Origin of the sequence: Pseudorhodobacter sp. W20_MBD10_FR17 (assembly GCF_052119765.1) — a bacterium.
GTDB lineage: Bacteria > Pseudomonadota > Alphaproteobacteria > Rhodobacterales > Rhodobacteraceae > Pseudorhodobacter.
In genome coordinates this window covers 83478-95840 of sequence record NZ_JBGQOQ010000003.1, presented here as the reverse complement: position 1 = coordinate 95840, position 12363 = coordinate 83478, and the positions used below count along the sequence as shown (strand labels likewise).

Annotated in this window: 13 protein-coding genes; 11 read left to right on the top strand and 2 right to left on the bottom strand. The window is 56.4% G+C overall.

The genetic code is table 11. The features are described 5' to 3' along the window. The 7 genes from ACEN2J_RS03070 (at nt 1) to ACEN2J_RS03040 (ending at nt 7701) form a co-directional block, all read left to right on the top strand. Complete coding sequence (locus ACEN2J_RS03070; protein WP_442103336.1) at nt 1-1218, top strand: phosphopentomutase; 1218 nt, start codon at nt 1-3, stop codon at nt 1216-1218. Next, complete coding sequence (locus tag ACEN2J_RS03065; protein ID WP_442103192.1) at nt 1215-2216, top strand: adenosine deaminase; 1002 nt, start codon at nt 1215-1217, stop codon at nt 2214-2216. Before ACEN2J_RS03070 ends, ACEN2J_RS03065 begins: the two co-directional genes overlap by 4 nt. Beyond that, nucleotides 2209-2841, top strand: a complete 633-nt coding sequence (upp, locus tag ACEN2J_RS03060) for a uracil phosphoribosyltransferase (protein WP_442103190.1) — start codon at nt 2209-2211, stop codon at nt 2839-2841. The genes ACEN2J_RS03065 and upp overlap by 8 nt, the downstream gene beginning before the upstream one ends. A gap of 67 nt (nt 2842-2908) precedes the next feature. After that, nucleotides 2909-4195: an SPOR domain-containing protein gene (locus tag ACEN2J_RS03055; protein ID WP_442103189.1), complete on the top strand. Its 1287-nt coding sequence runs from the start codon at nt 2909-2911 to the stop codon at nt 4193-4195. 203 nt (nt 4196-4398) lie between these two features. Beyond that, nucleotides 4399-4626: a hypothetical protein gene (locus tag ACEN2J_RS03050; RefSeq protein ID WP_442103187.1), complete on the top strand. Its 228-nt coding sequence runs from the start codon at nt 4399-4401 to the stop codon at nt 4624-4626. Nucleotides 4627-4900: 274 nt separating this feature from the next. Further along, the gene (gene lepA, locus ACEN2J_RS03045; protein WP_442103186.1) at nt 4901-6700 is read left to right on the top strand and encodes a translation elongation factor 4; all 1800 of its coding nucleotides are present in this window, start codon (nt 4901-4903) and stop codon (nt 6698-6700) included. 113 nt (nt 6701-6813) lie between these two features. After that, nucleotides 6814-7701, top strand: a complete 888-nt coding sequence (locus tag ACEN2J_RS03040; RefSeq protein ID WP_442103185.1) for a DUF2971 domain-containing protein — start codon at nt 6814-6816, stop codon at nt 7699-7701. A 157-nt stretch (nt 7702-7858) separates the two neighbouring features. On the opposite strand, the gene ACEN2J_RS03035 is transcribed toward ACEN2J_RS03040, so the two are convergent. Then, nucleotides 7859-8002 (bottom strand): entericidin A/B family lipoprotein, encoded by a 144-nt coding sequence (locus ACEN2J_RS03035; RefSeq protein WP_442103184.1) that lies wholly within the window; start codon nt 8000-8002, stop codon nt 7859-7861. A 268-nt stretch (nt 8003-8270) separates the two neighbouring features. Between ACEN2J_RS03035 and ACEN2J_RS03030 the strand changes: the two genes are divergently transcribed. Together ACEN2J_RS03030 and parA are read left to right on the top strand one after the other, a co-directional pair. Further along, entirely contained in the window at nt 8271-8483 is a 213-nt protein-coding gene (locus ACEN2J_RS03030) for a hypothetical protein (protein WP_442103182.1), read from the top strand. A gap of 58 nt (nt 8484-8541) precedes the next feature. Further along, entirely contained in the window at nt 8542-9177 is a 636-nt protein-coding gene (gene parA / locus ACEN2J_RS03025) for a ParA family partition ATPase (RefSeq protein ID WP_442103181.1), read from the top strand. A gap of 54 nt (nt 9178-9231) precedes the next feature. Here parA and ACEN2J_RS03020 read toward each other — a convergent pair whose 3' ends face one another. Continuing rightward, a complete protein-coding gene (locus ACEN2J_RS03020) occupies nt 9232-9843 on the bottom strand; it encodes a GcrA family cell cycle regulator (protein WP_442103179.1) in 612 nt (203 codons plus the stop codon). A 333-nt stretch (nt 9844-10176) separates the two neighbouring features. Here ACEN2J_RS03020 and ACEN2J_RS03015 point away from each other — a divergent pair, with 333 nt between their 5' ends. Both ACEN2J_RS03015 and argF read left to right on the top strand, forming a co-directional pair. Beyond that, nucleotides 10177-11358: an aspartate aminotransferase family protein gene (locus ACEN2J_RS03015; RefSeq protein WP_442103178.1), complete on the top strand. Its 1182-nt coding sequence runs from the start codon at nt 10177-10179 to the stop codon at nt 11356-11358. A gap of 76 nt (nt 11359-11434) precedes the next feature. After that, nucleotides 11435-12361 carry an ornithine carbamoyltransferase gene (gene argF, locus ACEN2J_RS03010; protein WP_442103177.1) on the top strand — a complete coding sequence of 309 codons (927 nt, stop codon included), beginning with the start codon at nt 11435-11437 and terminating at the stop codon, nt 12359-12361. The last annotated feature ends 2 nt before the right edge of the window (nt 12362-12363 follow it).

Genomic DNA, 12363 nt, shown 5'->3' with positions numbered 1-12363 from the left:
CTGAACCGCGCCTTTTTGATCGTGATGGATTCCGTTGGGTGCGGTGGCGCCCCTGATGCTGCCGATTTTGGTGATGAGGGCGCGAACACCCTTGGCCATATCGCCGCCGAATGTGCCGCTGGCCGCGCCGATGTGGGCCGTGAAGGGCCGCTTTTGTTGCCGGTTTTGGGGCGGTTGGGTATTGCCAACGCGATGGAATTGTCAGTGCCCGGATCGTCCGAGGCGCTGGGCACGGCGCAATCACTGGCGCGCAGTACTGCCTCGGGGCTTTGGGGCGCCGCAACCGAGGTGTCGCGCGGCAAAGATACCCCTTCGGGCCATTGGGAATTGGCAGGCGTGCCGGTGCCGTGGGATTGGGCTTATTTCCCCGATACCACGCCCGCGTTCCCCGATGATGTCGTGGCTGAGGTGTGCCGCCTTGCGGGAACCGAGGGCATCCTTGGCAACTGTCATGCCTCGGGCGTGCCGATCATCAATGCGCATTGCGAGGAACATCTGCGCACGGGCTGGCCGATTTGCTATACATCCGCCGATTCCGTGTTTCAGATTGCCGCGCATGAAGAGGCGTTCGGGCTGGACCGCCTGCTGAAACTCTGCGCCGATCTGGCGCCGTTTTTGCATGCGCGCAAAATTGGCCGCGTGATTGCGCGCCCCTTTACCGGCAGTTGTGACAATTTCAAACGCACCCCAAACCGCCATGATTTCGCGATAGCCCCACCCAGCCCGACCTTGCTGAACTGGGTGCAGGATGCGGGCCGCGCCACCCATGCGGTGGGCAAGATCGGCGACATATTTTCGCAAAGTGGGGTTGGCACGTTGCATAAAGGCAAATCCGATGCTGACCTTTTCGAACATCTTTTGGCGTTACAAGAGAGTGCCGAGCCAGGTTCCTTGACCTTTGCGAACTTTGTCGAGTTTGACAGCCTCTATGGTCATCCGCGCGATGTGGCAGGCTATGCCCGTGCGCTCGAATGGTTTGATGCGCGTGTCGGTGGCTTTATGGCCCGCATGCGCCCCGGGGATCTGGCGATTTTCACGGCCGATCATGGCAACGACCCAACATGGCGCGGCACGGAACACACGCGTGAACGGGTGCCGGTGCTCTGCGCCGGTGTGCCGCGTGGCGAGATCGGGCTGTGTGCCTTTGTCGATGTTGCGGCATCGGTTGCGGCGCATCTGGGCATTGAGAATAAAGGGCCAGGAAAGAGCTTTCTATGAGTTTTGTATCATCCACCAACCCTGCCAAAATCGAACTTCACCTGCACCTAGAGGGCGGCGCGCCGCCTGCGTTCATTCGCGGATTAGCTAAGGAAAAACATATAGATGTCGGCGGTATCTTCGATGAACACGGCAATTACAAATATGCAGATTTCTGGGATTTTCTGCACGTCTATGAGGCGGCGACCCAACCTTTGCAAAGCCCACAAGATTTTCACCGCTTAACCCTCGCCGTGCTAGAAGAAAGCGCTAGGAATGGGGTGGTCTATACCGAGGCGTTCCTGTCGCCCGATTTCTGCGGTGGTCGTGATGTGGGCGCGTGGCGTGAGTACCTGCATGCCATCGTTGAGGCGGCCGAGATTGCCGAGAAAACCATGGGGATAACCCTGCGCGGTATCATCACCCCGATCCGGCATTTCGGCCCCGATAAGGCGCGTGAAACCGCTATTTGCGCAGCAGAAACGGCGGGCGATTGGATTGTCGGCTTTGGCATTGGTGGCGATGAAAAGTCTGGCCATTTGTCCGATTTCAAATGGGCGTTTGATTGCGCCCGTGAGGCGGGGCTGCGCATCACTGCCCATGCGGGCGAGTGGGGCGGGCCGGAGAGCGTGCGCTCGGCGATTGATGACTTGAATGCCGAACGCATCGGCCACGGCGTGCGCGCGATCGAAGATTTGGCGCTTGTGGATGAGCTTGCCGAAAAGGGCGTGGTGCTAGAGGTTTGTCCTGGGTCCAATGTGGCCCTTGGCCTTTATCCCAGTATTCGCAAGCACCCGATAAATGAGCTGTATAAACGCGGCGTAAAGGTGACCGTTTCCACCGACGACCCGCCGTTTTTCCATAGTACCATGCAAAAAGAATACCAAGATCTGCATGAGGCCTTTGACTGGGATGATGCGTTTTTTGACCAATTGGCAAAAGCATCGCTTGACGCGGCCTTTTGTGACGCCGATACCAAAGCCCGTCTGCACAAGAAACTGGAGCAAGCCAATGACTGATCATTTGACAATCGTGAACCACCCGTTGGTGCAGCACAAACTCAGCCTGATGCGCGATAAGGAAACCTCGACCGCCAGCTTTCGCCGGTTGCTGCGCGAGATCAGCTTGCTGCTGGCCTATGAGATTACGCGCAATCTGGACATGACGACCAAGCGCATCGAAACACCGGTTCAGGCGATGGATGCGCCGATTTTGGAAGGCAAAAAGCTTGCGCTTATTTCCATCCTGCGGGCGGGCAACGGGCTGCTGGATGGCATCTTGGAATTGGTACCAGCGGCGCGGGTGGGTTTTGTTGGCCTGTACCGCGACCCTGAAACGCTGAAGCCCGTGCAATATTATTGCAAAGTACCGGACGCGCTGGAAAGCCGGATGACGATTGTTGTTGACCCGATGCTGGCCACGGGCAACTCATCCGTTGCGGCGATTGATTTGCTAAAGGCGCAAGGGGCCGTAAATATTCGGTTTTTGTGCCTGCTTGCAGCCCCAGAAGGCGTTGCCCGCATGAAAGAGGCACATCCTGATGTGCCAATTGTTACCGCAGCATTGGACAGCCATTTGAATGATCACGGCTATATCGTTCCGGGTCTAGGTGATGCGGGTGATCGCATGTTTGGTACAAAATAAAGGCCTTTAGCTCTTTACTCCGAATCAATCCTGACTCATTATCCCCATACGCTACATGGGGGTAGTAATGTTGTTTAAAGTTTTAGCAGTCGCCAGTTGGGCGGCGCTATCTGTGGTGTCATCTGCACAGGCCCAGTCATTGGCGGGGCCCGCCGAAAACCCACCAGCCAGCTTTAAGGGCTCGCAATATGTCGATAGCCGCGGCTGTGTGTTTTTGCGCGCGGGCATCGGTGGGCGGGTCAATTGGGTCCCCCGAATTTCGCGTGATCGCAAGGCGTTGTGTGGTCAATCGCCAGCGGCCGCAGCGCGTGAGGTTGCAGCTGTTCAGGCCCCAATACCTGCACCTGCGCCCGTTGTTGCCCGCGTGGCCGCGCAACCCTTGACCCCCAAGCGCACATCCGGTAATGTTGGCAAGCCAATGGAAACCATCGCCAGCAAGCAGTATTCTGTAAAGCCAGTGGTACCTGTTACGCCCGCCGCCGCGCCAAAAGTGCAGCAACGCGCCGCATCGGCCGTTCAGCGGCACAGCCGTTGCCCTGCTGCATCGCCCTATGGGGCGCCAGTCACCTTAGCTGATGGTCGCCGGACATTGCTGTGTTCCTCTAATCCGAGCTTTGATGTTCGCGCAGCCGCAAGTCGCGTGCAAGCAGGGCGCGATGCCCCGCAGCCGCAAGAGCAGCCCAGTTATCAGCCCAGCACCAAACAGGCTGCGGTGGGCTCTGGTTCGGGGTATACACCTAAGAAATCTTATCTTCCCGAAGAAAACTATTCCGGCAACGGCTACAAATGCCCAGCCTCGGCACCCGTTGCTCGCCGGTTTGCGGCTGTGGGCGGGGGCTCTATCGTGCGCTGTACTGCGCTGAACGCGGCCGGTTACACATCTTCCGCGGTATCCATGACTGATGCCGAGATGACAGTGCCAGACGGCTATCGCAAAGCCTGGCAAGACGATCGCCTGAATCCCAATCGCGGCATCGGCACGGCGGCCGGTCAGGCCCAGCAAGACCAGATCTGGACGCGGGACGTTCCTGCCGAGGCGGTTACCACAACCATCCGTCGCAAGGTCTATGCGACCTCGTCCAGCAATGCTGCACGCCCAGATCAGAACGACAAAACCAAACGGGCAACTGGCAGCTATTTTGTGCAAGTCGGCACCTTTGGCGACGCGACCAATGCCGCGCAGACGGTGTCGCGGCTACAAGGGCTTGGCTGGCCTGTCGCGCAATCACGCATCACCAGCAAGGGCCGCCAGCTGCAAATCGTAATGGCTGGTCCGTTTGGCGATACGGGCGCGGCCAAGGCCGCCCTGTCCACAGCTCGCCGTTCGGGCTTTGGCGATGCTTTTATCAGATAACTACAGGTCTGTGCGCCCTATCTGGGGGCGTGGCAAGAAGTCGGGCAGAATAAACCTTACCCCCTTTGGTGCTATCCAAAGGGGGTTTTTCTTTGCCCTGCGGGCGGGGTTTGTGACAGATGTCACGTAAGTTTCACAAAAAGTGTATATACAAACGATAGTCGTTGGTGATACGTTGCGGGTTCATTCGGTAGGGTGGTGCTATGCTTAACAAGGAAAAACACAAAACAAAGCCGCGCAAAGATAGTCAGCTGATCATTCGTATCAGCGGGGCTGAACGGGACCAATTTGTATCGCTCTGCGAGACGATGGATACCAGTGCGGCGCGTGAAGTGCGGCGGTTCATCCGTGGTTTTCTTATGCAGCATGACGCGCCGAGCGAGCCAGCAAACCAACCCAAAAAGGAGCCGTATCATGGCGAAGAAAGCTGATCTTAAAGTCCTGAAAAAAGAAGTGAAAACCCGCAAGGCGAAAGTTGCCAAGCAAGAAGGCAAGCTGAAAGCGGCGAAAAAAGCTCTGAAAAAAGCAGCCTGAATGGCGCTTTGCCAAAGGCTGGCCTGCGGGTTGGCCTTTGGCCCGAAAATGGTCGGGAACGGGGGCGCAGGTGTTGGTGCCCACCGTGTAGCGCGCGGCCTGCGCTAAATCTATCGATTGGGGCGCAACTATCCTCTTCCCCAGCCTTATGAGACAGGCTATATGGCCAACATGACCGATTTAGATCTCATCCGCAATTTCTCCATCGTGGCGCATATTGACCACGGCAAATCCACCCTTGCGGATCGTTTGATCCAGCTAACAGGGACGGTGGCCGAACGCGATATGAAGGCCCAAATGCTCGACTCAATGGATATTGAGCGCGAGCGTGGCATCACGATCAAGGCCAACTCGGTGCGCATCGAATATCCGGCGAAGGATGGCAAACGCTATATCCTGAACCTGATCGACACCCCTGGCCACGTCGATTTTGCCTATGAGGTCAGCCGCTCGATGCGTGCGGTCGAAGGCTCGCTGCTGGTGGTTGACGCCTCCCAAGGGGTTGAGGCGCAAACGCTGGCCAACGTGTACCACGCGCTGGACGCGGGGCATGAAATTGTGCCTGTGCTGAATAAAATTGACTTGCCCGCAGCTGACCCTGCCCGCGTTAAGCAGCAGATTGAGGATGTGATCGGGCTTGATGCCTCGGACGCCGTTGAAATCTCGGCCAAATCCGGCCTCGGTATTCCGGAAGTGTTAGAGGCGATTGTAACCCGTTTGCCAGCGCCCAAAGGCGACCGCAACGCGCCGCTTAAGGCGATGCTGGTAGACAGCTGGTACGACAGCTACCTTGGCGTGGTCGTTATGATTCGCGTTATCGATGGTGTGATCCGCAAGGGCGATCGCATCAAGATGATGCAAACCAATGCGGTTTACGGCGTGGATAAGCTGGCAGTTCTAAAGCCGCAGATGGTCGATATCGCCGAGCTGGGGCCGGGCGAGATTGGCATCTGGACTGGGTCGATTAAGCAGGTGCGTGATACTCGCGTGGGCGATACGATTACGTCCGAGAAAAAGGGCTGCGACAAACCGCTGCCGGGCTTTAAACCGGCGCAACCGGTTGTTTTCTGTGGCCTGTTCCCTGTGGATGCCAATGATTTCGACGCCCTGCGCGATGCGATCGAAAAGCTGCAACTGAATGACGCGTCGTTCTCCTCTGAAATGGAAACCTCGGCCGCGCTTGGCTTTGGCTTCCGTTGTGGTTTCCTTGGTCTTTTGCACCTTGAGGTTATCCGCGACCGGTTGGAGCGCGAGTATGACCTTGATCTGATTACCACAGCGCCGTCTGTGGTCTTTCACCTCCATATGAAAGACGGCGAAGTGCGCGATCTGCACAACCCCGCCGACATGCCCGACCTGACGTTGGTTGACCACATTGATGAGCCGCGAATCAAAGCGACCATCCTCGTTCCGGATGAGTATCTGGGCGATGTGTTAAAACTTTGCCAAGATCGCCGCGGAATTCAGATGGACCTGTCCTATGCCGGCCCGCGCGCGATGGTGGTGTACGATCTGCCATTGGCCGAGGTGGTGTTCGATTTCTACGACCGCCTGAAGTCGGTTTCCAAGGGCTATGCCAGCTTTGACTATGTGATTTCCGAATACCGCGAAGATCACCTCGTCAAAATGTCGATCCTTGTGAACGACGAACCCGTGGATGCGTTGTCGATGATGGTTCACCGTGACCGCGCCGACATGCGGGGCCGCGCGATGGTGGAAAAGCTGAAAGACCTGATCCCGCGTCACATGTTTAAAATCCCGATCCAAGCGGCGATTGGCGGGCGTGTGATTGCCCGCGAAACCCTGTCGGCGATGCGCAAAGACGTGACGGCGAAATGCTATGGCGGCGATGCGAGTCGGAAGAAGAAGCTGCTGGAAAAGCAGAAAGCCGGTAAAAAACGGATGCGCCAGTTCGGCAAAGTAGAGATCCCGCAAGAGGCCTTTATTAGCGCCTTGAAAATGGACAGCTAAGGCTGTCTATTTTCACGGCGGGCAGGCGAAAGCGATTGGCGCAAGCCAAACGCGTGCCTGTGCGGATGGGGATAGGATAAAGCATAAAGTGTCAAGTACAGTCGGATGAACCATTGGCATATCTCGAGTTTGATCCTCAACAAGCACTGTTCCATTATACGAACGCGGCTGGTTTCGAAGGCATCTTGCGGTCAAAATCACTTTGGTTATCTGATCTAACGACCACGAATGATCCTCGAGAAATTGTGCTTGGAAAGTCAATTGTCTTAGAAGCTATGGCCAAGGTTCGTCACGAGCGCTTTCCGGGTTCTCACGGGTTCCCAATTTCGATCATTGCGGGCAACATTGTTAGTTACTTGTCGGGCCACCGCATTTTTTCTTGTTCGACGACCTATAAAGGTGACGCGCTTCCTATGTGGCGAGAATACGCAGAAGGCGGTGCTGGATTATCAATTGGCTTTAGGCCAAGAGCGATTAAAGACATGCCGTTAAGAATTTCTAAAGTTCACTATATTGGTTCAGAGTCTTCCGAGGCATATGCCCAACTTTTATACGAGATTTTGGAACCCCATCTAAAGTCCACCGAATTTCCGAATCGCTTAACCATCAATGTTCTTTGCGGTGAAATTGCCGCAAAAATGGCTTCGGCGAAACACGCGAGTTGGGAGTACGAAGATGAAATCCGATTAAGCCATGCTGCGCCGCCAGACAACACTCGTACTGAAGTTAACGGAACGGTGATACCGTCATTTGAATATCCTGATGGGAAACAATTCTTCTCCACTGTTCTAAAGCGAACTGGTGCTGGGGGAATTCAAATAGCCTATATTCCCCTACACTTTGGAAAATACCAATCTGGTCAGCATAACTGGGCGAGGTCGGTTAAGCATGTGATACTTGGGCCGAAGTGCGCTTTTGGAATCGAAGAGGTTGAACAGAAGCTTAAGGGTGCTGGCTTCTGTGACTTTGTTCTTTCCCGATCAGAGTGCGTCCTCAGGTAGCTTGCTAAGTCCTTGATTTAGCAGCTCCCGAACCCACCCGCTCGGTTCGAGTGCGGTGCCCCGCATATATCGACGCCAAACAATCCCATCTAAAAAAGGGCGAGGAATTCCCCGCCCGAGCCGCAGCATAGGTCGGGATTAACCCTGACCTCCTAAATCACAAATCGTTCTGCACTTGGCGCGAGCTGTCGGTGATCACTGCACCAGTCGTTTGCACGTCACGGCCAACGCCTTTGATGGTTTCACAACCGGTCAGCAGAATCAGGGCGAGGGCGGGCAGCATGAACATTGGGTTACGCATCGGGTGTTCCTTTTGATTTCTTTTCTGACTCTTACCACAGATCATAACGCCCATACTATGCGTTTCGTTCCCGCGATATGCGTGCATAGTAGTCTCAAAATCCTCTCGATTAGTTTAACGTAAAAGTGGCATCCGCTTCTGCGGTATTAACGTGACGTTAACCACGAGATGCGAAATTGGGCGGATGAGAGCTTTGATTTTCGCCTTTTTACTTGCCGCATGTGGCGCCCAGCCGACGCCCGCTATGTGGGGGGGCGTGCGCACGGATATGACTCGCGACGGTCGCCACTACACTGTTTTTCAAAAGGGCCGTCAGGTCGAAATCATTCGTCTTGGTTATGCCAAACGGGGTGAGCATCAGGCCATTCGCGTCACTATGATTGATTTAATCCAAGAGGTTACGGGATGCCGTCTGGTAGAGACGACCCTGCAAGGCGATAGCGGCGAGATGCGCGGTCGCGTTACATGTCCGCGCCAATAGGCCCCATGCATTCCCTTATGGGATGTGCTATGCTGCGCTGCAGAAAAGGGGGAATCACATGGCCCATATTATCACAATTGCCCAGCAAAAGGGGGGCGCGGGGAAAACCACGCTTGCCGTCAATCTAGCGATTGCATTTGCGCGGCAAGATAAGCGGGTCGCGATTTTGGATACTGACCCCCAAGGCTCGCTCGGGCGTTGGTTTATGGCCCGCCGTGATTTGCTAGAGGAACCGGGCCTAGATTTTGGCACGGCCTCGGCTTGGGGCGTAAGTTATGAGTGCGAAAAGCTGTGTAAAACCAATGATATCGTGATTATCGACACCCCGCCAAAAGTGGATAGCGACCTAAAGCCAGCCTTGCGCGCGGCGGATTTGATCCTTGTTCCTGTGGGTTCTTCACATGTTGATCTGTGGGCAACAGATGGCGTGGTGGATTTGGCGGTCAGGGTTGGGAAGCGCTGTGTTATTGTGCTGAACAGGGTAAAAGCGGGGACACGTTTGGCCGATGAAGTCGCGTCTGCTGCGGCTGAAATCTCGGCTGATGTGGCCGTAACGAGTCTTGGGCAACGTGTTGTTTATGCAGAAACTTTGGGCTTAGGGCGCGCTGCGCAAGAGGCAGGAAAGTCCGCGGCATCTGCCGAGGTCGAAGCCCTTGCCGCCGAAGTGCTTTCACTGCTGGCTGCAAAAGAATAAGGCCGCCAAACGGCGGCCAATTCTTCGTAGTCTAACGTTTTTAGCAGCTCGGTTTCAGCGGCGGCGATCGCGGCGTGCTGACATCGGCTGGAACGCTACACCCACATGCGCTTCGCAATAAGGTTTGCCCGCCGTAGATGGCAGGCCGCAGAACCAAAAGTCTTCGGTTGCCGGGTCGCCGATTGGCCATTTGCATGTCCGCTCGGTCAACTCCATCAAGCTGATTTTCTTGGCGTGTTTTTCAACTTCACGCACCGAAGCAAGCGCTTCAGGGCTGATTTCATTAGCCGATGGCTGTGGTGGTAAGGGCTGGCCAGCAGGCACAATCGATTTGCGTAAAGGCAGCGGGGTGACGTTGTTCACGACCTGCGCCACCGTTGGGTTGATCGGCGTTGTCGACGGGCGCGGTGCAGGTGCTACTGGCTTTGGCTCGGCGGCGCGCGGTGTCTCAACCGGTTTGGCGACCGGTTCGACCTTGGGCGCGACGGGGGCCTCTTCTTCTTTGGTCGGCGTGCCCGTGGCGCGGTTGGACAGGCCAAGGCGATGCACTTTGCCGATCACCGCGTTACGGGTAACGCCGCCAAGTTCCTTGGCGATCTGGCTGGCGCTTTGGCCCTCAGCCCACATTTTCTTAAGCGTTTCAACACGCTCATCTGTCCAAGACATGCCGATCTCCGGTGTTATAGGCGGCCCACGGTTGCCCGTAGGGGGCGCTGTATCGCCCGTTTAGCTTTGACTGATGTATTTACTACCGCAAGCCCTTAGATACAAGGGTCTGAAAGCAGCCCTGCAAAATCCGGCTTTACAAGCGCTGCGGTTCGGCCTACCAAAATAGCATGATCGCACAGGTTCGCCATATCCAGCTGCCCCGACGCCGACGCTAACACACGCGTTTTCGGCCGATCATACTTGCCTTTTGGGCACCCCTCACTCTCATATATCCGTTGACTTGGTCGCTTGCCTTTGGCACGCCTAAGCCTTGTATAAAAGGACCGTAAAATGATCCCTTCTGTCTTGCCGACCTATAATCGTGCCCCGCTGGCGTTTGCAAAGGGCGAAGGCTCTTGGCTGACCACGGTTTCTGGCGAACGCTATCTTGATCTGGGCGCTGGCATTGCGGTGAACGCTTTGGGCCACGCGAACCCTGAATTGGTCGCGGCGCTGACCGAGCAGGCGGGCCAGTTGTGGCATGTGTCAAACCTTTACCAAATTCCGCAGCAACAGGCGCTGGCCGATATGCTGGTCGATCAAACCTTTGCCGACACAGTGTTTTTCACGAACTCGGGCACCGAGGCGGCCGAACTGGCCATAAAAATGGCGCGCAAATACTGGTATGAAAAAGGCCAACCTGACCGGATTGAAATCCTGACCTTTGACGGCGCGTTTCATGGCCGGTCCACAGGGGCAATCGCGGCTGCGGGCTCTGAAAAGATGACCAAAGGCTTTGGCCCCCTGATGCCGGGTTTCAAAAGCCTGCCTTTTGGTGATCACGCGGCCTTGCGCGCAGCTCTGACCGACAAGACAGCAGCCGTGATGGTTGAGCCGATTCAAGGCGAAGGCGGCATTCGCGTGCTGCCCGATGCCTGCCTGAAAGGCCTGCGTGATCTGTGCGATGAAACCGGCGCGCTGATGATCTTGGATGAGGTCCAGTGCGGCGTTGGCCGGTCGGGCAAGCTGTTTGCGCATGAATGGGCAGGCGTTACGCCTGACATCATGATGGTCGCTAAAGGTATCGGCGGCGGCTTTCCTTTGGGGGCCGTGCTGGCCACTGAAAACGCTGCCTCGGGCATGGTTGCGGGCACCCACGGCTCTACATACGGCGGCAACCCCTTGGGTTGTGCTGTTGGTGCCAAGGTTATGCAAATCGTTTCAGACCCTGCATTTCTGGCCGAGGTGAACCGAAAATCCGCACTGTTCCGTCAAGGTCTCGAAGGCCTCGTCGCCAACCACCCCGAAGTGTTCGAGGGTGTGCGCGGTACAGGTCTTATCCTTGGCCTTAAATGCAAAGCTGCCAATACCGATGTGGTCAAAGCCAGCTACGCGGAGCATCTGCTAACCGTGCCCGCCGCCGACAACGTCATCCGCCTGCTACCGGCTCTCAACATCCCCGATGCAGATATAGCCGCGGCTATCGCTCGCCTCGACAAAGCCGCCACCGCCGTTGAAAGCACAAACAGCTAATCCCTTTCTTTTCGGTCCAAATATCCCGGGGGGTCTGGGGGGCTGGCCCCCCGGCGCTTTCCCAGAAAGCAAAACGATGAAGCATTTCCTAGACATCCACACCACTGACGCCACCGAATTGCGTGGCATGATTGACCTTGCACATGCCATGAAAGCCGCGCGCAACGGCCGCCCCAAAGGGACCCCTGATGATGATCAGCCGTTGGCTGGCCAAATGGTCGCGCTGATCTTTGAAAAACCCTCGACACGGACGCGCGTATCGTTTGATGTGGGCGTGCGCCAATTGGGCGGGCAAACCATGGTGCTCTCGGGTAAAGAAATGCAACTTGGCCATGGTGAAACCATCGCCGATACCGCACGGGTTTTGTCGCGTTATGTCGATCTGATCATGATCCGCACCTTTGAAGAGGCCACCCTGCAAGAGATGGCCGAGCACGCCACCGTGCCCGTGATCAATGGCCTGACCAACCGCACCCACCCGTGCCAGATTATGGCCGACGTTATGACGTATGAGGAAAAGCGCGGCCCGATCGCAGGGAAAAAGGTGGTCTGGTGTGGTGATGGCAACAATGTCGCCGCCAGCTTTTTGCATGCCGCAGGGCAGTTTGGCTTTGATTTCACCTTCACGGGCCCCGAAACGCTGGATCCGGAGCCTGTTTGGCTCGATTTTGCCCGCTCCAAAGGTGTGAATGTGGTGGTCGAGCGTGATCCGGCCAAGGCCGTTGCAGGCGCGGATTTGGTCGTCACCGACACTTGGGTGTCTATGCATGACCCTGAATCGGCCAAAGAACGCCGCCACAACCAGCTGCGTGGCTATCAGGTGAATGAACGCCTGATGGCAATGGCCAAGCCGGATGCGTTGTTCATGCATTGCCTACCTGCGCATCGCAACGATGAGGCAACAAGCGCCGTGATGGACGGCCCGCATTCCGTGATTTTCGACGAGGCCGAAAACCGACTGCACGCGCAAAAGGCCGTCATGCGCTGGTGCCTTGGAGTCTAGCC